Source organism: Alteromonas antoniana, from assembly GCF_019249295.1.
GTDB lineage: Bacteria > Pseudomonadota > Gammaproteobacteria > Enterobacterales > Alteromonadaceae > Alteromonas > Alteromonas antoniana.
The window spans coordinates 26,504-45,351 of the sequence record NZ_JAESDH010000027.1 but is presented as its reverse complement, the minus strand read 5'-3'; the positions used below and the strand labels follow the sequence as shown (position 1 = coordinate 45,351).

The 18,848-nt window shown below is 48.9% G+C and carries 14 protein-coding genes and 1 tRNA gene; 9 read left to right on the top strand and 6 right to left on the bottom strand.

The window, feature by feature from the left end:
- Nucleotides 1-47: 47 nt before the first annotated feature.
- Nucleotides 48-899: an SPFH domain-containing protein gene (locus JKP77_RS18535; protein ID WP_218312654.1), complete on the bottom strand. Its 852-nt coding sequence runs from the start codon at nucleotides 897-899 to the stop codon at nucleotides 48-50.
- Nucleotides 900-1,117: 218 nt separating this feature from the next.
- Between JKP77_RS18535 and JKP77_RS18530 the strand changes: the two genes are divergently transcribed.
- The 4 genes from JKP77_RS18530 to JKP77_RS18515 all read left to right on the top strand — a co-directional run bounded on the left by JKP77_RS18530 (nucleotide 1,118) and on the right by JKP77_RS18515 (nucleotide 6,962).
- Entirely contained in the window at nucleotides 1,118-2,401 is a 1,284-nt protein-coding gene (locus tag JKP77_RS18530) for an ABC transporter substrate-binding protein (protein WP_246601279.1), read from the top strand.
- A 15-nt stretch (nucleotides 2,402-2,416) separates the two neighbouring features.
- Nucleotides 2,417-5,074, top strand: a complete 2,658-nt coding sequence (locus tag JKP77_RS18525; RefSeq protein ID WP_218312653.1) for a hybrid sensor histidine kinase/response regulator — start codon at nucleotides 2,417-2,419, stop codon at nucleotides 5,072-5,074.
- Nucleotides 5,075-5,212: 138 nt separating this feature from the next.
- Entirely contained in the window at nucleotides 5,213-5,533 is a 321-nt protein-coding gene (locus JKP77_RS18520) for a hypothetical protein (RefSeq protein WP_218312652.1), read from the top strand.
- A 271-nt stretch (nucleotides 5,534-5,804) separates the two neighbouring features.
- Nucleotides 5,805-6,962: an iron-containing alcohol dehydrogenase gene (locus JKP77_RS18515; RefSeq protein WP_218312651.1), complete on the top strand. Its 1,158-nt coding sequence runs from the start codon at nucleotides 5,805-5,807 to the stop codon at nucleotides 6,960-6,962.
- 65 nt (nucleotides 6,963-7,027) lie between these two features.
- Here JKP77_RS18515 and JKP77_RS18510 read toward each other — a convergent pair whose 3' ends face one another.
- Genes JKP77_RS18510 through pepA form a run of 3 tightly spaced genes read right to left on the bottom strand, consistent with a single transcriptional unit; the run spans nucleotide 7,028 to nucleotide 11,748 of the window.
- Entirely contained in the window at nucleotides 7,028-9,799 is a 2,772-nt protein-coding gene (locus tag JKP77_RS18510; protein WP_218312650.1) for a valine--tRNA ligase, read from the bottom strand.
- Nucleotides 9,800-9,807: 8 nt separating this feature from the next.
- Nucleotides 9,808-10,236, bottom strand: coding sequence for a DNA polymerase III subunit chi (locus JKP77_RS18505; protein WP_218312649.1), 429 nt, complete (start codon nucleotides 10,234-10,236; stop codon nucleotides 9,808-9,810).
- Nucleotides 10,237-10,242: 6 nt separating this feature from the next.
- Entirely contained in the window at nucleotides 10,243-11,748 is a 1,506-nt protein-coding gene (gene pepA / locus JKP77_RS18500) for a leucyl aminopeptidase (RefSeq protein WP_218312648.1), read from the bottom strand.
- 267 nt (nucleotides 11,749-12,015) lie between these two features.
- Between pepA and lptF the strand changes: the two genes are divergently transcribed.
- From lptF to JKP77_RS18480, 4 genes are all read left to right on the top strand, one after another.
- A complete protein-coding gene (lptF, locus tag JKP77_RS18495; protein ID WP_218312647.1) occupies nucleotides 12,016-13,119 on the top strand; it encodes an LPS export ABC transporter permease LptF in 1,104 nt (367 codons plus the stop codon).
- Entirely contained in the window at nucleotides 13,119-14,180 is a 1,062-nt protein-coding gene (lptG, locus tag JKP77_RS18490) for an LPS export ABC transporter permease LptG (RefSeq protein ID WP_218312646.1), read from the top strand. The genes lptF and lptG overlap by 1 nt, the downstream gene beginning before the upstream one ends.
- A 455-nt stretch (nucleotides 14,181-14,635) precedes the next feature.
- On the top strand, nucleotides 14,636-14,803 hold the full coding sequence (locus tag JKP77_RS18485) for a hypothetical protein (RefSeq protein ID WP_218312645.1): 168 nt from the start codon (nucleotides 14,636-14,638) through the stop codon (nucleotides 14,801-14,803).
- A gap of 41 nt (nucleotides 14,804-14,844) precedes the next feature.
- Nucleotides 14,845-15,045 carry a hypothetical protein gene (locus JKP77_RS18480; RefSeq protein ID WP_218312644.1) on the top strand — a complete coding sequence of 67 codons (201 nt, stop codon included), beginning with the start codon at nucleotides 14,845-14,847 and terminating at the stop codon, nucleotides 15,043-15,045.
- Nucleotides 15,046-15,165: 120 nt separating this feature from the next.
- Here JKP77_RS18480 and JKP77_RS18475 read toward each other — a convergent pair whose 3' ends face one another.
- Entirely contained in the window at nucleotides 15,166-15,717 is a 552-nt protein-coding gene (locus JKP77_RS18475) for an RDD family protein (protein ID WP_338024896.1), read from the bottom strand.
- A gap of 152 nt (nucleotides 15,718-15,869) precedes the next feature.
- A complete protein-coding gene (locus tag JKP77_RS18470; RefSeq protein WP_246601278.1) occupies nucleotides 15,870-18,074 on the bottom strand; it encodes a hypothetical protein in 2,205 nt (734 codons plus the stop codon).
- A gap of 263 nt (nucleotides 18,075-18,337) precedes the next feature.
- On the opposite strand from JKP77_RS18470, the gene JKP77_RS18465 reads away from it, so the two are divergent.
- Nucleotides 18,338-18,424, top strand: a tRNA-Leu gene (locus JKP77_RS18465).
- Nucleotides 18,425-18,848 lie beyond the last annotated feature (424 nt).

Genomic DNA, 18,848 nt, shown 5'->3' with positions numbered 1-18,848 from the left:
CGCCAGGTGAGTTGCTCCCCTGATTGCTGTGCCGACGCTATGCGTGTTTAGTACAAGCTGCCCGAATTAACTACGGGCTGCGGCGCTTTATCACCACACAATACAACCAATAAATTACTGACCATATGCGCTTTTCGCTCATCATCGAGCTCAACAATATTATCTGCAGACAATTTATTTAGTGCCATCTGAACCATACCCACCGCCCCATCGACGATTTGTGAGCGAGCGGCAATAATTGCAGCGGCCTGTTGGCGTTGTAGCATGGCACTGGCAATTTCCTGTGCGTACGCAAGGTGACTAATGCGTGCTTCATGCACGGTAATGCCGGCTTTGGCCAATCGTGCCTGAATTTCTTTTTGCAGGCTGTCGGAAATTTCCGATGGATGACTGCGCAATGCTACTTCCGCCTGTTCGTCGTCACGGGGATCGTAAGGGAAACTGCTGGCCATATGGCGGATCGCAGATTCACTCTGTATGGTCACGAAGCTCTCGTAATCGTCAACTTCAAACACAGCTTCAGCCGTATCGGTGACCGACCATACGATGATGGCTGCAATCTCGATAGGATTTCCCTGATTGTCATTGACTTTAATTTTCGCACTTTCGAAATTTCGTATCCGTAGCGACACGGTTCGACGCAAAAACAGTGGTATCGTCCAGCGCAACCCGTCCCGTCTCTCCGTGCCCACATAACTACCAAACAGTGTCAGCACTTTGCCTTGATTAGGCTGCACCATAAAAAAGCCAGGCCAGAGCACCGCCACCAGAATTATGGCAACCATGGGTACAACTCCTGCCTGCTGAATAAACCAATACACGCTAAGCAACTGACAGATTGGCAATACCACCAGCGCCATCACGTAACCATTAATGGAAAATCCTTGTTTTTCGTTCATCACACACCCTAATAGTGATATCAATTTGATATCACTATAGACAATATTTTAGATAATGCAATCAGAATCGGTGTGTTCCCGCTCCCTGCTACAGAGATCTATAAGCTCTGACGCACCCCAGACATGAAACTCTTGTTATTAAAGGTGGATATTTTGGAAACATCAGCAAATCAGTGCCAAACTACTCAGACTTGTACTTATTCTGACTGCGGGGCCTGATGAATCGCTCTACTTCCTCTAGCGCTAAAAGTATGAACCGCCGACGCCGCGCACTTTTAAAAGGCGGTGTGCTGTGCCTTGCGGCGGGCTGTGTGCCCTTTGCTATTGGAAAGCCCAAACCGACGGTGAGAGTGATGGGTACTCATGTGACGCTTCAGGAAATATTGCGTCAACGTGCGATGGAGGACCTTGGCATCAACCTGCTGTTTGAGCCAAATGGCAGTGCAGCAGTACTTCAGAAAGCTTCTATGAACCCCGGCAGCTTTGATCTATACGAACAGTGGTCAAACAGCATCAACGTTTTGTGGCGTTCACGGGCAATTCAGCCTATTGAAAAGAAGCGTCTGCGTTATTGGGACGAAATCAACTCACTGAGCAAAACAGGGAAAATCGTCGAGAACGCCAGAATGGGCGCGGGAGATGCCCCGCATAAAATTCTAAATATTCAGGATGATGGCACTCTGGGTACACAGCATACCGATGTCATCAGCTTTCTTCCCTATGTGCATAATGTTGATTCGTTTGGTTACGATACCAGCCGTCTTCCTGAGGGTATCGAAATCGATAATGAAAGCTGGGGCTGGCTGTTAGACAGCCGGTTCTCTGGCCAGGTAGGTGTAGTCAATGACCCCACTATCGGGCTTTTCGATCTTGCCCTTGCCGCTCAGGCTAAAGGGTTTATGCAGTTTGACGATATCGGCGCGATGACAGAGTCGGAGCTGGATGAGCTTTTCACCATCCTGATTGAGTTGAAGCAATTACATCATTTTAGCGGCTTCTGGACCTCGGTACCTGAATCAGTTCACTTTATGAAAAGCAGACGAGTGTTAATTGAAAGCATGTTCTCACCCGCGGTTTCTGCACTAAACGGACAGCAGATCCCCGTTCGCTTTGCCGCTCCGAAAGAAGGATATCGGGGCTGGCACGGAGTAATGTGCCTCTCTGCTGCGACGCAAGGCAGAAATAAAGATGCCGCCTATGAATACATGAACTGGTGGTTGTCAGGCTGGCCCGGCGCATTTATCGCCCGACAGGGGTACTACATTTCAAATCCGCAACGTTCAGCCCAATACCTTACCCAGGCTGAATGGGATTACTGGTATCAGGGCAAGCCGGCTGCAGAAACCTTACTCGGGACTGACGGCAAACCGTCTGTAAGCAAAGGTGAGCAACGCAGCGGCGGAAGTTATGAAAGCCGGTTTAGTAATGTTGCTGTTTGGAATACAGTAATGCCTACCTATGAATACAGCCTGCAAAAGTGGTATGAGTTTATTACTTCGTAAACAGGAAAGCGCGTAATGTCGTCAATTCGTACGCAACTCATTATTGTACTGGTAGCGCTGGTTTCACTGCTGTTAATCCAGGGTATGCTTGCCCGTCAGAATCAACAGGTGCTGAATGATGGTCTGGAGCTAACAAGGCAGGCAATTAATGATGTCAGCCTGGTGAAGGAACTGGAACGGGATGTACTGGATTTACAGCGCAATGTTCTGATTTTTAAAGAAACGGCAAGTCTGTCTGCAGTAAACCGTTTCGAGCGACTGATGCAGTCAATTGAAGACAAGTTGCAACAACTAAGCGAGTCACCCGGCACGTCTACAGGCAACACTTCAGATGACGATGTGCTCAGTCGGATGCGTTCACATCTGGAGAACTATCGGGAAAACTTCATAGATGTGATCGAGGCGCGGACCAAACGTGATAATTTGGTCCGCTCCGGCTCATTAACTGACATTCTGGAATTGCGTAAGTTGCTGCAGTCCTTGGCCACGTCAGAAAGCGTGCCTGCTTCCTATATTAATGAGTTAAGCCTGAAGCTGGATGCCGCAGAAAGTGCTTCTCTGCAATACCTGATTTCACCCAGTCTTAAGCACATTACCGCGTTTAATTCGGCCATGCAGTTGATGCAGACACAGCTTGAAGCGGGGGCGCCATTTCCGGTAGAGACGATGATTTCGCAAATAGAAAATGCCAAGGCCCGATTTTTTAACCTTACACAAATTACCCAGGGCAACCTTTACTTAGTGAATGTCGTGATGGCGGGCTCTGCAAACGAGTTCCTTTATCTAAGCGGTGAACTGGCCGAGCAGGTAGCCAGCTATTCGGATCAAATCCGCATGCAAACCCAGCAACAAGCAGATGCAGCCCAGTCAAACGGCGAATTGTTTTCATTGATAGCAATTTTGCTGGCTCTGGCTGCGGCTATTTTTGCCATCGTCAGAATTCTTGGCCCGGTTCGTTCCATTACCGAAGTTTTCAATCGCCTGTCAGAGGGGGAGAATTTGAAAACCATACCGGGTATCAACCGCAACGATGAAATCGGTGAACTGGCAAAAGCCGCCTATGTTTTCAGTGATAAGAACCGCGAAACCGAGCAGCTACTTGAAGCGGCCAGAGAGTCTAATATTCAGATGGAAGCGCTGAATAAAGAACTGGTGGAATCGAAACTCCGGGCCGAGCAGGCTACCGCGTCAAAGAGTATATTCCTTGCCAACATGAGTCATGAGATTCGTACTCCGATGAATGGCATAATCGGGCTTATCGAGCTGGCACAGCAACAACCGATGTCATCGACGATGCGAAGTTATCTGGATAAAGCCGCCTACTCAAGTCAGATCCTGATGACGGTAATAAACGATATTCTGGATTTTTCAAAAATCGAAGCGGGCAAGCTGGAAATTGAAGAAGTGAGCTTTTCACTTCATTCTCTGTTCGACAATCTGATTGCGGTTATCGCCCTGCGTGCACAGGAAAAGAACCTGTCAGTCAAGCTGAACGTTGAGCCTTCGCTACCGCCTCAGGTGATAGGTGATCCTCTCAGGTTAGCGCAGGTTTTAATGAACCTTGGTACCAACGCGGTTAAGTTTACCGAACAAGGCGAAATCAATATCGTGTTTCGTGGTCAACGCAACGACGCCGCTAATCGGATTAATCTGGTCATTGAGATTCAGGACTCTGGTATTGGCATGTCTGATCAGCAGTTAGTGCGAATATTTCAGCCATTTACTCAGGCTGATGGATCGACGAACAGGCGCTATGGTGGCACTGGTCTGGGTCTCACCATCGTAAAACAACTTACCGAACTGATGAAAGGCCGCCTTGAAGTCGAATCGACTCCCGGAAAAGGCAGTCTGTTCCGAGTAATGATCCCCCTGCGCGTATTTCAGAATCAAACCGGGGTCCTTGAGGGAATACCCAGCATCCCCGAGGGCACACAATATTTCAGCGACATGCCGCTATTGTCCCGAAGCTACCTCAAATTAATTGGTATCCGCGAGTCAGGTTTGCCGCTGGACACTCTGGGACAGATCTCAGATCACCCACCCTGCGTGCTGGTAGACATCAATCAGCCCGCCGATCTGAAATCGAATATAGATACCCTTCACACGCTGCAGACTCAAAACGTTCGCGTTGGACTGGTGATGGCCACACAGGTTGGCGCTATCCACGAAAAGTTACTTAAAGGTTGGCGAGGCTCCGTACTTGTACATCCCTTCTCTCCTATTCAGTTTGAACGTTTTATCAAAGAGCTGAATAAGATTGAATCTGAGCCCGTGGTTTACGATAGCCAGACAGAACACATTGAGCTTGAAGGGCATATTCTGTTGGTAGAAGACAATAATATTAATCAGGTAGTGACCGGAGAACTACTGTCCAGCCTTGGCCTGACATACGATATCGCGGAAGATGGGTTGCAGGCTGTCAGAAAAGTGATGAATTCACCGGTATACGACCTCATCCTGATGGATGTGCAAATGCCAGTGAAAGATGGGTACGAGGCCACACGGGAACTTCGAGATAAAGGCTTCAGCGAAATACCTATTCTTGGGTTGTCAGCAAACGCGATGAAAGAAGATCAACATCAGGCAAAGGAAGCCGGCATGAACGATTACCTTACTAAACCGATAAAACGAGAGGCGCTCAGCAAAGCGCTTAAACAGTATCTGAACTCCTGATCTCTGTATCCGCCAACGCCCTGCCAGCGTAATCCCCCTTTCACAAGTTATGCGAGCGAACCACAAGGAGCATTCGTGACGACGATTTCGCAAAAGGAATGACGTAATACGAATGCGCAAGTTCTGGTTAGATGAGCAATGCTTTTTGTGGGTACCAGCGGTATTCCTGTCAGGCGAGTCGTTGACGACAACTTTCGCTCTGACTATGATGACTGCCCTTCTGAAATTCAGGGAGTAGAAATGCAGACGGGGACCTCTATTGAGCTACTACTGCTTTTTGTCTATGCGAGCGTTATGACGTTGCTGACAGCACGCGTACTGTCTCACGGCCGCTATTCGCAGAACCGCAGTCTGATAACAACCGTGATGTTTTTTATCCACTTTTCCCTGCCGATCCTATCTGCCTTTATTTTGCTGTTTCTGAGAAAGCGAAATCAGCTTCCGGAGAGTGTGAGATAAATCGCCACTGGTTCGGCGCTACCGCGCTGTGCACGATTTTCTACCCTGTGCATAATGCTTCCATATTACGCTGCGTTTAGGTCAGTCGCGGTATGTCATAGGCGATTAGTGATTGCATCCATTGCCGCATTATGTCATCAATTCAACCAGCGAATACCTCATGCCACGGCTAAACAAACTAAAAACGTAAGACGTTACACTTCTCAGGTAGCGAGTGAATTTTGTTTGTGGCACTTGGTGAACACGTGCAGCACAACGCAAAGTGAATAACATGCAGATAGCTTATTTTAAGTCAGCAAAGAAATTAATTACCGGCAACGGCGCTGTGAACACCCTGAAAGACGAGCTGTCCCGTCTTGGCGTGACAAAGCCCGCTGTCATTACGGATAAGGGTGTGAGCCAGTCCGGTGGGTTATCTATGGTAACCGATCAACTCCAGCCGAACAGTTTTTTGGTTTACGATGACATTCCGCCGGAACCCGAGATCTCGGTTATCGAAAACTGTGTCGCTGAACTTCGCGGCAAAGATGTAGACGGCATTATCGCGGTCGGCGGCGGCAGTGCTATAGACAGTGCAAAAGTACTGGCTGTGTCCATGGGACACAACGGTAAAATCTCAGCCCTTTTTGGTGAAGATAATGTTGCGTCACGCGATATTCCACTTGTTGCGATCCCCACGACTGCCGGGACAGGCTCTGAGGTAACCAATATTGCGATTTTGTCAGACCCGGTAGATCAGCTGAAAAAAGGTATAGTAAGTGAGTACCTGCTACCGGATGTTGCTATTGTTTCTGCAGAAATGACAGTAAGTTGCCCCGCTACGGTCACTGCTGCAAGCGGTATTGATGCGCTGGTACACGCAATAGAGGCCTACCTTTCTGTAAATGCCAGTGCGATAACCGATGCGCTGGCAATCAAAGCAATCACGCTTATTTATCTTGCACTGCCCAAAGCCTTTACCAATGGCAATGACTTAGTGGCGCGTGATGATATGGCAACCGGCAGCTTGCTTGCAGGCCTCGCGTTTGGTAATGCGGGCGTAGGCGCTGTTCATGCGCTGGCCTATCCGCTCGGAGGCCGGTATCACCTTTCCCATGGTATGAGCAATGCAGTGATGTTACCGCATGTAATGAAAGCCAATGCCGTGGTAAGCCAGAAGCGCTTTGTTGATATTGGCAATGCGATGAAGTTAGACATACACGGTCGCTCCATTTCAGAGAGTGTTGCTTTAGTGCTGGAGGCGATTGAGACGATCTGTCGCGATGTGGAAATACCCGCCACCCTGAAGCATTTCGGTATTCCGGAGGAAGATATTCCTTCTCTTGCGATCGACGCCAGCAAGGTGACACGCCTGCTGCGTAACAATCCACGCACATTGACAGTGGATGACATAGAGACCATTTATCGTCAGGCGTACCAGGGAATATAATAAAGACAAAAAAACGGCCGCAGATGCGGCCGTTTTTTATGCTGTTACTTATTCAGTGCAAGCGATTAAAGCGACTGAATGGTTTCTACCTGAGCATGCAATTTCTCAAGCTGTTTCTGACCATCTTCCAGCTTCGCTCGCTCTTTGGCGATAACCGCTTCAGGGGCATTGCTGACAAATTTCTCATTCGACAACTTCCCTTCAGTCCGGCTAACGTCTTTCTGAACTTTATCAATGGCTTTGTTCAGTCGAGCCAGTTCCGCCTCTTTGTCGATAAGACCGGCCATTGGGATCAGAATTTCCATATCCCCCACCAGCGCTGTGGCGCTAGGCGGCGCTGTTTCACCGTCTTTAAGAATAGTTACGGTTTCCAGTTTGGACAGTTTATCTAAGAATGCTTTCGCGGCATCCAGTCGACGCGCATCTTCATCGCTGACATTTTTCAGCAGCGCATTCAGCGGTTTATTCGGAGAGATATCCATTTCTCCGCGGATATTACGAATACCCACGATAAACTTCTTCACCCACTCAATATCGCTGAGTACCTGCGCATCCTGCAGTGACGTATCCTGTACCGGGAATGGTTGTACCATGATGCTCTTAGTGTCGCCTTTCACGTCAGATAGCGGCGCGACGCGCTGCCAGATTTCTTCGGTGATAAACGGCATAAACGGATGCAGTAAACGCAGAGTATGCTCAAGCACATTGATAAGCGTATGACGTGTCCCACGTTTTTCCGCCTCAGTACTGGCATCGTTGTTTAATACCGGCTTCGTCAGCTCAAGATACCAGTCACACAGCTGATTCCAGGTAAACTCATAGATAGTCTGCGCGGCAATATCGAAGCGATAGTCAGACAGTGCAGACTCGAAGTCGACCAGGGTTTGCTGGAACTTCGCCCAGATCCAGCGATCAGCCAGACTTAACGTCATCTCGCCACCGTCACGGCCGGTGTCATGCTCTTCGGTGTTCATCAGAACGAAGCGCGAGGCATTCCAGATTTTATTACAGAAGTTTCGGTAGCCCTCAACCCGGCCCATATCAAAGTTGATATCCCGGCTGGTTGATGCCATTGCCGCAAAGGTAAAGCGCAGCGCGTCGGTGCCGTAGGCCTGAATGCCATCAGGGAACTGCTTGCGCGTGTTCTTCTCAATTTTCTTGGCAAGCTGTGGCTGCATCATGCCTGACGTTCGCTTGCTTACCAGCGACTCCAAATCAATACCGTCGATAAGATCGATAGGATCCAGCACGTTGCCTTTCGACTTCGACATTTTGTCACCGTTCTCATCACGGATAAGACCAGTTATGTAGATGTCTTTAAACGGAATTTTGCCAGTGAACTTCTTGGTCATCATGATCATTCTGGCAACCCAGAAGAAAATAATGTCAAAGCCAGTAACCAGTACTGAAGACGGTAAAAACGCGTCCAGTTCCGGGGTTTCCTCCGGCCAGCCCATGGTCGCAAATGGCCACAGCGCTGAGGAGAACCAGGTATCCAGCACGTCGTCATCCTGGTTCAGCGTGACATCGCTGCCAAGGTTATGCTTCTCGCGGACTTCGTCTTCCGTGCGGCCGACATACACGTTGCCGTTGTTGTCGTACCATGCAGGAATACGATGTCCCCACCATAACTGACGGGAAATACACCAGTCCTGAATGTTGTGCATCCACTGATAGTAGGTTTTGTTCCAGTTCTCCGGAATAAAGCGAATTTCGCCACTTTCAACCGCTTCAATGGCAGGTTTAGCAAGTGACTCTACGGCCACATACCACTGGTCTGTCAGATAGGGTTCGATAACCGCACCGGTGCGATCGCCACGCGGAACCTTCAGCTTGTGCTTGTCGATTTTGACCAGATTACCGCTGGCATCCAAATCTTCCACGATTTGCTTACGCGCGTCGAACCTGTCCATACCGCGATAGGCTTCGGGTGCTTCGTCGTTGATTTTAGCGTCAGCAGTCAGGATATTGATCATCGGCAGGCTGTGACGCTTACCCATATCGTAGTCGTTGAAGTCGTGGGCTGGCGTGATCTTCACACACCCCGTTCCGAATTCCGGGTCGACATAATCATCGGCGATAATTGGGATCAAGCGACCGGTAATGGGCAGTTTGATCTCTTTGCCGATAAAGCTCTGGTAGCGCTCATCATCCGGATGAACCGCAACAGCGGTATCGCCCAGCATGGTTTCCGGACGCGTAGTCGCGACCACAAGCTCACCACTGCCGTCAGCCAGCGGATAGCGCATATGCCACATGTGGCCGTCTTCTTCTTCGTTCAGCACTTCCAGATCAGACACCGCGGTGTGTAGCACCGGGTCCCAGTTCACCAGCCGCTTACCACGGTAAATCAGGCCTTCTTCGTGAAGCTTCACAAAAACTTCGGTCACCGCTTTGGACAGGTTGTCGTCCATGGTGAACACTTCCCGATCCCAGTCTGGTGACGTACCTAGACGGCGCATCTGGCTGGTGATAGTGCCACCACTGTGCTCTTTCCATTCCCAGATTTTGTCGATAAAGGCTTCACGGCCTAAATCGTGACGGGTTTTACCATCGGCGTTCAACTGACGCTCAACTACCATTTGCGTGGCGATACCGGCGTGGTCAGTTCCGACCTGCCATAACGTATTGTCACCCTTCATACGGTGGTAGCGTGTTAGCGCGTCCATGATGGTTTGCTGGAAGCCATGGCCCATGTGCAGGCTACCGGTCACGTTCGGAGGCGGCAGCAAGATACAATAAGGCTGCCCTTCACCAGAGGCTTTAAACAGACCCGCTTCTTCCCATTGCTGATAACACTGCTTTTCAATGGACTGCGGTTCGAAGGTCTTTTCCATACTTACTCTCAATCTTCAGCGGCTGTGAACTGCATGTTACAGCCCGCTTGTTGATATTTTTTGTAACGCACCCGCGCCGCCTGTTTCTCGGCGTCATCGGCAGGTACAAAATCGATTATGCGTTGATATTGCTGTGGATTGGACAACATTGTGTCGCCCAGATTCACCACCAGAGGGCGGCGGACAAGCTGGGATTCCTCCCAGCAGATGACGACCGGCGTTCCCGATGGAGGCCCTTCACCATGCAGGTTGTGAGGCACAAATCGCTTCGCCGGTAATTGCCAAAGTAGTTCATCAACGTCTTCTGCCAGTGATTGCGTCTCACACATCACCGCTACCTTCTGCTTATTCGCGTAAGCGTCAGCCACCAGCTCGCAGGCGCGCTCGGCGGCGCTTTTCGCTGTCGCAGCAAGTTGATAGAACATCACCTGAGGCATACTGTCTTAGTCCTCTTGCTTCGTACCAGCGCGGTTCATCAGAAACTGTGACAGCATAGGAACCGGACGGCCGGTTGCGCCCTTGTTCTTACCGCTGCGCCATGCCGTACCGGCAATATCCAGGTGCGCCCAGTTGTACTTTTTGGTAAACCGCGACAAGAAGCACGCGGCAGTAATACTGCCTGCAGGACGGCCACCCAGGTTGGTCATATCGGCAAACGGGCTTTCCAGTTGCTCCTGATACTCATCCCAGATAGGTAAACGCCATGCGCGATCGGAGCTTTGCTCTGACGCGTTCATCAGCTCATGTGCCAGCGGGTTGTGTGTGCTCATCAGGCCGGTAGCGTGATGACCCAGTGCAATAATGGCAGCACCGGTAAGGGTTGCCACATCCACCACCAACTCAGGCTCGTAGCGCTCAACGTAGGTCAGCGCATCACACAACACAAGACGGCCTTCAGCATCCGTGTTCAATACTTCAACGGTTTGTCCTGACATGGTAGTCAGGATATCGCCAGGGCGATACGCTTTGCCGTCAGGCATGTTTTCACAGCCAGCCAGCACACCAATGATGTTAATTGGCAGATTCAGCGCAGCTACGGTGTGCATGGTACCCAGCACGCCGGCAGCGCCGCCCATGTCGTACTTCATTTCATCCATGGCTTCGCCTGGCTTTAATGAAATACCACCGGCATCAAATGTCAGGCCTTTGCCCACCAGTACGATAGGAGGCTGATCGGCCGGACCACCACGGTGATGCATAATACTCATCATGGATTCGTTGTCTGAGCCTCGACCTACCGCGAGATACGCCTGCATACCCAGTTCAGCCATTTGCGCTTCGTTGACCACTTCAGCGGTAACCGAGTCGTATTCGCTGGCCAGAGCCTGCGCCTGTTCCCATAAATACGCCGGATTACAAATATTCGGCGGCATGTTTGCCACATCACGGGTTACTTTGGCACCTTTAGAAATAGCCAGGCCATGCTCCACCGCACGCTCACCAACTGTCAGTTCACGTCGGGTAGGTACATTAAATACAATTTTACGCAGTGGACGGCGTGGCTCGCCTTTTTTCGTTTTCAGTTGCAGGAAAGTGTACAGAGAGTCCTGCGTGGCTTCTACCGCCTGGCGAACCTTCCAATAGGTATCGCGACCTTTTACGTGAAGCTCAGTCAGAAAACATACGGCTTCCATCGAGCCGGTTTCGTTCAGGGTTTTGATAGTTTTGGCAATGATCTGCTTGTACTGGCGCTCGTCTAATTCACGCTCTTTGCCACAACCGACCAGCAATACGCGCTCGCTGAGCACGTTTGGGACATGATGAAGCAACAACATCTGGCCAGCCTTGCCTTCAAGGTCGCCGCGACGTAAAAGGTTACTGATGTAGCCTTCACTGATTTCATCCAGTTGCTCAGCCACCGCAGTTAAGCGTCGTGGCTCGAAAACGCCTACGACGATACACGCACTGCGCTGCTTCTCAGGACTGCCACTTTTTACACTAAACTCCACGATAACACCTCGCTTTTTTCCTGTCGGGTTTGCATGGTAACGAAATTCGCATAACGTTTTGCACTGCTTTATGGTTTAATACGCAGCCATAGTTGCATGCAGGCTACGATTGACGCAATGTAGGGTATCGGATGATACACAAACGCTCCGGCGCCGTATGACCATGCAAACGGTTTATTGAATGCAGGCAAAACTTGTAAAAACACTAAGTTTACTCAAAATTGTGGTTTCTTTCACTAAAATTCCTAATTTTCCTGAAGGCGTGACATGCTGATATTCCGCTATTTACTTAAGGAAACGGTAAAGTCGCAGCTGGCAATTTTTCTCATCCTGATGGCGATTTTTGTCACCTTGCGTTTTGTCCGTGTTTTGGGCGATGCATCAGACGGCGATATCCCCGCCAGCCTTGTGCTAGGCTTTCTCGCGTTATATGCCCCTATTCTCGCTTCACTGGTGCTGCCTATCAGTGCCTATCTTGGCATTATGCTGGCTCACGGTCGCCTGTACGTCGATAGTGAAATGACCGTCATGCGAGCCTGTGGTATCAGCGAATGGTACATCACTCGGGTGATGCTGTTTCTCTCCGTACTGATCATGATTGTCACCGGCGTGATCACGCTTTACCTCGCACCGATGGCGGCAGAAAATGAATATCAGCTCAGGGAGAAAGCGCGCTCAGAAGCGGGATTTTCAGCCATTATCCCAGGGCGTTTCCAGCAAACCGGTAATGGCAAGGCCGTTATTTTTGTTCATGACACCGACGCAGAAGATGACAGCCTGCGCCGGGTGTTTTTATCGCAGCAGCAAAATGACAGTGCCAGCTCACGGGTACGCGTGGTGTATGCTCAGCAAGGTCACATATCGAACAATGAAGACGGCACCCGAAGCCTGGTGCTGAATGACGGCACCCAGTACGAAGGAGAGCAGGCGCAAAAAAGCTTCCGTAAAGTGGCGTTTGACGAGTATCAGATTCAGATAAATGACAAGCCTGCAGAGCAGGACCGTCGCAAAGTCAGTGTGCTGCCGACATCCGAACTTTGGGAAGATGACTCTATTGAGGCACGCGCTGAGCTTCAGTGGCGTATTGCGATTCCGTTGTCGATTCCGTTTCTCATTCTGATAGCCGTGCCGTTGAGTGCTGTTGATCCGAGACAGGGCAGATTCGGTAAGATGTTCCCGGCGATTCTGCTGTATCTGGGCTATTTTCTGTTACTGCTGGCAAGTAGGCGCGTGCTGGAAGACGGTAAAATGCCACCGCAACTTGGGTTGTGGTGGGTGCATGCCATCATGCTGATCATTGGTGTAGGCCTTATTGCCCGTGACCGGAAAACCGGTACGCAGTTTCGTGCCTGGATTCTGGGTAAGAAATAATGTTTAAGATCCTCGATTTATACATCGCACGCACCCTGCTTGGCACGATTACAGTAACGCTGTCCGTCCTTATCGGGTTAAGTGCCCTGATTAAATTTGTCGAACAACTTCGCAAGCTCGGCGAAGGTGACTATGACATGGTAGTTGCCGCTATCTACGTAGTGCTCAGCCTGCCTCGCGACCTCGAACAGTTCTTCCCAATGGCGACCCTTCTGGGCGGCCTTATCGGTATGGGCCTGCTGGCTAGCAACTCGGAACTGGTTGTCATGCAGGCATCAGGCTTAAGCCGCTGGAATATTATCGGTTCAGCAATGAAGTCGGCTGTTGTGATGATCCTGTTCGTCATGGCAATAGGAGAATGGGTCACCCCGTTTAGTGAATCAAAAGCCAAAGAAATCCGCACCGAGGCAATATCAGGAGGCAGCCTGTTCTCTTCTGATCAACTGGTATGGGCTAAGGACGGCGATCATTTCGTAAGCATTGGCCAGGTGGTATCCCGTGAAAGTCTGCGTGAAATCAGCATCTATGATTTTAACGACGACCTTACGCTCAACAGCATTACTTACGCTCAGGAAGGCGTTTTTGACGGCGACGGATGGTGGCTGGAAGAAGTCGCAACAACGCAGTTTACGGATGAAAAAGTCACCCGCGAGCCTACCGACAGGATGCGCTGGGATTCAGGCTTAACCCCTGACAAGCTTGGCATAGTGGCGGTGAAACCCGAAGCCTTATCGATTCAGGGACTCAACGATTATATTCAGTACCTGGAAAGTAACGATCAGGATGCCAGCCGTTACGAACTGGCATTGTGGCGCAAAATACTGCAACCCGTGTCGGTTGGCGTGATGCTGCTGATGGCACTGTCGTTCATTTTTGGCCCGCTACGTAGCGTTACCATGGGTGCCCGCGTCATAATGGGTGTATTAACCGGATTCGGTTTCTTTATCACCAACGAAGTATTCGGGCCGCTTAGTCTGGTATATCAACTACCTCCCTTCCTGGGCGCATTGCTCCCAAGTGCCATGTTCGCAGCTGTAGCGGCGTTTTTATTGCGGAGATAGTTTTTCTAACTGGGCATATGACGCCGTTTTTTTTTACTAAGGACAGGCTTTGACGCGTTAGAACATCACCTCTACTCCGCTACATTTCCCTCTATCAGACCATAAGACGATTTCCCGCTTCGTGTAACCGAAGTACATCGGGCACAGTAAGCAGGCCACATGAAAGCAATAATGTTATTGCTTAATTGTTAATGAGTGCGTATTTCGGCAACTTAAATACCGGCTTTAGGTACAGTTGCGAGACGAGTCTGCTTCCATTTACTCTTGTATCATCTCTGCAGGGATATCAAACACATTTATAAGGAAATTAATATGTTAAGTGAATTAACGCGTTCAGAGCAACACCACGTTAGTGGTGGTATTTGGAATTATGTCGCAATAGGAATTGCAGTCGCAGACGCTGCATACGAATTTTACCAAGGCTACTCTGATCACAGACGATAAAAGGAATTAACATGAATAAATATTATGAAAACGATGTAACTCTAACTAATGAAGAGATGACAGAAGTTTCTGGTGCTGGTCTGTTTTATGACCTCGGCGCGTTTTTCGCTGACGTCGCCAACGCTGGAGATTCAATTTATGCCCAGTACGGGAATACGAATATGAATCATCATTGGTAAACAAATCAGAGGCCGAATTCGGCCTCTATTTAGGGGGTGGTATGGAAAAATTAATCAAAACAGGATTCGCTGTTGCTGCCAGTATTTATGTCGCTCAGGCGGTCTACGCGCTGTTCTTCCTGGAAAATAAGGAGATCTACCTGAGTTATTTGCAAACAGGGTTACTTTTCATTGCATTGGGTTACCTTGAAAGGCTTAGACCTGGCCGGAGGCTTCAGTCTCAAAAGCACGTGGAGCAATGACGTTGTGCCCCCTTCACTCGAGCAAAAAAGCTGTTCGCGGGTCAAGTAATCTAACGGCAGGCAGGTTGCAACATGCAGCGACGTCACAAATGGATGGCTTTTTACCAGTGACCCACGCACTTACCAACTCTTGTGATCGTTCGCCTCTTTAGATAGCTTTAACACTTCAGTTTTAGCCAATCTGTCCTGCAGTGATTGCTTGTTTTTTACATCAAACAGCACCAGTAAGGTGCCCAGTCCACCCAGTGAAGCAATGAGACGTAAAAGCAGACGAGGCCAGGTAACCGGCTGCTCTACTGTACTGTAAATGCGAAGCCGCCATGCCCGCATGCCAAGAGTCTGCCCCCCCTTCTTCCAGAACCACAGAAAGAAGCCAGCGACCCAGGCGCCCACCCATAGTTGAATGATGGTCTTGTAGAGCAGTGAGTTCTGAATAAGATCGGCGGGCTCGCCATAGCCACGTAAATCCAGTACGCCATTTTTAAGCAAAACTACCAGCGTTACGATAAGCACCATCGCGGCGCACATGCCTACAGCAACGGCCACCAACGTGTCGTACACCATGGCCAGTAAGCGACGAAAAAAACCGGCTCGTTGTTGGCCAGGCTGTTCTGTTGGCTGTTGGGTAGGCTCTGTTGGTTTATGCGATTTAGGTTTAGATCGGCGGGTCACTGCTATTACTCTGCGTCTTTAAGGCTCGCATAGTGTGCCATAGCTGCGGCATTACTCAATGCCAACACAGTAATTTCGCGCATACCGTTACCACCATAGACACTCACGCCTCAAGATTCAGTCGTCTGAGGGCGTAAGCTAAGCATACAGGTTTACGACTTTTCCTGCTCGCTGCCTTTTTCCAGCGCATCACTAAAGTTAAAATCTTCGTTAAGAGAGATAACCCGGGTTTTGCTGATGCGATGCCGGTAGATATGGCGCAAATAACGAATGGTGTCTTTCACATTGTTAAGATTCAGGCGAATATCGTTAATTGACGTAAAGCTTTTCTCATCACGTATTATTTCGCGGTATTTCTTCTCATACATTGGCTTAATTGCGTGCCAGTTAGTATCGAGAATTTTGGCTGGATCTTCGTGCTGAAGCAGCATACTTTCCAGTTTCTCTTCGTCAAATTCCGGCGCCTGAATAAACTCCACAATAGCTTTATCAATGGTGTCGTCATAGCCCACTTCATTGCGCGCAAAACAACGTTTTATATACGACACAATCAAAGTCAGAAAATCATCACTCAGACACGGACTTTTGGCTATCAGCGTAGTCAGAGACAAATTAGCTGAAGCACCAATTACCAGTGCATATCGTTTTAACGTCGTGTTCGGGAATAACGAGTTCAGATGCGCCTTCAGGCGATTAAGTGCAATGTAGGAAAGCTTGTAGTCTTTCGGCAACGACACAATAGACACTACCGATGAACAGTTCTGGAAGAAGTGTAACTTCCGCAAATTAGTTGGGTTGTAGTTCGACTCCCGATACTGCTGCAGCGCTTTACGGTACTTACCTGACTCTACCGGCAACAGGCTAATTCCCTCGATGGCCTGTGTTTTCAGATTAAAGTGCGGCAAATCAATTGAGCGGAAGAACAGATCGTCGATATCCAGCTCGCCATGGCTATTATTTGTTGGTACATCGGTCACTGATTCTGCATAGGCAATCGCAACCGGGCCCGCCAGGCTCATGAACAAATCATTGGCATCCATGCGAATGGTTTCACCAATGTCGATGCCCGCCCTTCGGAAATAATTTTCATCGTAATCAGTAGTCACCGCCTGAGCGGTCAGGATGTTGAATATCTGCTGACTAATGTATTGATTGGCATACCGCTCCATAGAATTAACATCAATATTTTGAATGCTGGCATCGGCATCATTCTGCTCGGCGTAGCGCATGATATCGTTAGATATCAGCATCATGGCATTCCAGGGGCGAATTCGTGCGAGTACATCTTTAGAGTGACTTTCAATTTCCTGATCAGAGTTATACGAGAAGTTCCACTCCTCCGACAGGTATTTACATAACAAGCGTCCAGCATTGATATGTAATGCTTCGGACATTTCAGCATGGCGGTCAGATATATTCGGTAATATACAAATACCACTGGTAAAAATGGGCTCAAATACAAACGACTGTTTTTTACTCTGAAGTTCCCGTTCGCTGCGTACTTCAAACGTTTTACTCATATAAGAGTATTGCTGCGCCAGTCCGAACTCAGAGGCCATACCTGAGCCAGTGCCGCCGCCAGCACTGAAAATGTAGAAATAAAGTCGTGACTGATTTGCTTTGATACCGCAGGAATCAATAAGATAGGAATGAATGAACTTCCACTGTTTGTTGCTGAAATGCTCGGTCTCTTTTTTCAGAATAATTTTTGCCAGATACTGCCCAAGAATAGGGGCATTACCTGCGCCGCCTGCATGCACCTCTGACAGATCCATGATTTTCAGCTTATTGTAGTCTGTAAGAAAGTCGCCACTGGAGTTTTTAGATGAGAAGCGGATGCGCCCTTCAATGTCTTTATCCAGATCGCCCAGCACCACCAGCGGTTCAATTAAGAAGACAGGCTTAACCACCTCTTTTGAAGCCAGGTTAAGATTTCGATGGATCCAGCGGACCGGCAGACTTTCTTTTTCGTGCGCACGGTTTTGTTCATCACGAAATTCATCCAGATAATACTTACGCGCATTATAGACAAGTGATGACACATCCAGAGCAATGTTAGATCCGCAACGTCCCAGGCCTATGAGGCAAACCGAGGGAAAATGCGGATCAGAGGCAGAGGGCCTGGTTTCATTTATGTCGGCGGGATAAACATCCGTACGCAACGCGTCAAGATTGGACAAGATCTGAGCTATATCTGATTCAGTATAATAGCGGTCAGGCTGAGGGCTTGATTGGGTGACGTGACTTTTTCGTTCTTTTACCAGTACGTCACTGTCTTGGGTTACATCGTTTTCGTTCTGACCTTTAATGGCCTTTTTATTAGTCTGTGTGCTCAATTCAGAGGGCTTGTTTGGCATGCTATTTCCTTACAACGCTAAAATCCCGCATATTAAATATAGGTCAAATTCCTAATCTCGCGAGGAAGCCTTCTGACAAGCCTTTGCAACATCAACCAAAACGCATAAAGGCATTATTCACTTTCCTTTTGCCATACTGACTAATTCTTCACCAGTCATCAAGTTATGAAAGATAAAAAGCTTGCATGCACGGTTGCGATAACTATAATCACCGCACTGATTTGGTTTCCAATTCTCAGGTCAGTTTTAACATCATGCTCTGTGCCAGAGTGGCGGAATTGGTAGACGCAGCGGATTCAAAATCCGCCGACCGCAAGGTTGTGCCGGTTCAAGTCCGGCCTCTGGTACCACTCTTTTCTCGTTCAAAGAAAAGAGAATCAATAAGCCGACGAGAGTCGGTTTTTTGTGCCTGGATTTTATAACTCAGTGTCGTGTAGTGACGTCCAATTGTCGCTCCAACCAACGCCCGCCCGCAGTAACACCTGTTAAAACTGTGAAAGCGAAAAAGTAAAATTTGGCGTCAATAGTTACCTCCTACTCTTCAGCACCTAAGACTACAGAATCGGAGTTTAATGCTGTTATTTCGCTAGTGGTACTCACGAGAAGAGTATTGAGTTGGCAATTACTTTTATCGTCTTAGGATAAACGCATAACGGTTTCTACTAATGTGAGGTTGCACAACGACTCCCCTGGTCTTAATAGCAGCGCGACCTGAAAACTGTTCGCGACTTCCTAATACATCTTCTGGCGTTCTTTCCCGTTTATAAACAGTTG

Bases quoted from the DNA above. Each gene is read 5' to 3' on its own strand.
- JKP77_RS18535 (WP_218312654.1), bottom strand. From the start codon at position 899: ATGAACGAAAAACAAGGATTTTCCATTAATGGTTACGTGATGGCGCTG.
- JKP77_RS18530 (WP_246601279.1), top strand. From the start codon at position 1,118: ATGAATCGCTCTACTTCCTCTAGCGCTAAAAGTATGAACCGCCGACGC.
- JKP77_RS18525 (WP_218312653.1), top strand. From the start codon at position 2,417: ATGTCGTCAATTCGTACGCAACTCATTATTGTACTGGTAGCGCTGGTT.
- JKP77_RS18520 (WP_218312652.1), top strand. From the start codon at position 5,213: ATGCTTTTTGTGGGTACCAGCGGTATTCCTGTCAGGCGAGTCGTTGAC.
- JKP77_RS18515 (WP_218312651.1), top strand. From the start codon at position 5,805: ATGCAGATAGCTTATTTTAAGTCAGCAAAGAAATTAATTACCGGCAAC.
- JKP77_RS18510 (WP_218312650.1), bottom strand. From the start codon at position 9,799: ATGGAAAAGACCTTCGAACCGCAGTCCATTGAAAAGCAGTGTTATCAG.
- JKP77_RS18505 (WP_218312649.1), bottom strand. From the start codon at position 10,236: ATGCCTCAGGTGATGTTCTATCAACTTGCTGCGACAGCGAAAAGCGCC.
- lptF (WP_218312647.1), top strand. From the start codon at position 12,016: ATGCTGATATTCCGCTATTTACTTAAGGAAACGGTAAAGTCGCAGCTG.
- lptG (WP_218312646.1), top strand. From the start codon at position 13,119: ATGTTTAAGATCCTCGATTTATACATCGCACGCACCCTGCTTGGCACG.
- JKP77_RS18485 (WP_218312645.1), top strand. From the start codon at position 14,636: ATGAATAAATATTATGAAAACGATGTAACTCTAACTAATGAAGAGATG.
- JKP77_RS18480 (WP_218312644.1), top strand. From the start codon at position 14,845: ATGGAAAAATTAATCAAAACAGGATTCGCTGTTGCTGCCAGTATTTAT.
- JKP77_RS18470 (WP_246601278.1), bottom strand. From the start codon at position 18,074: ATGCCAAACAAGCCCTCTGAATTGAGCACACAGACTAATAAAAAGGCC.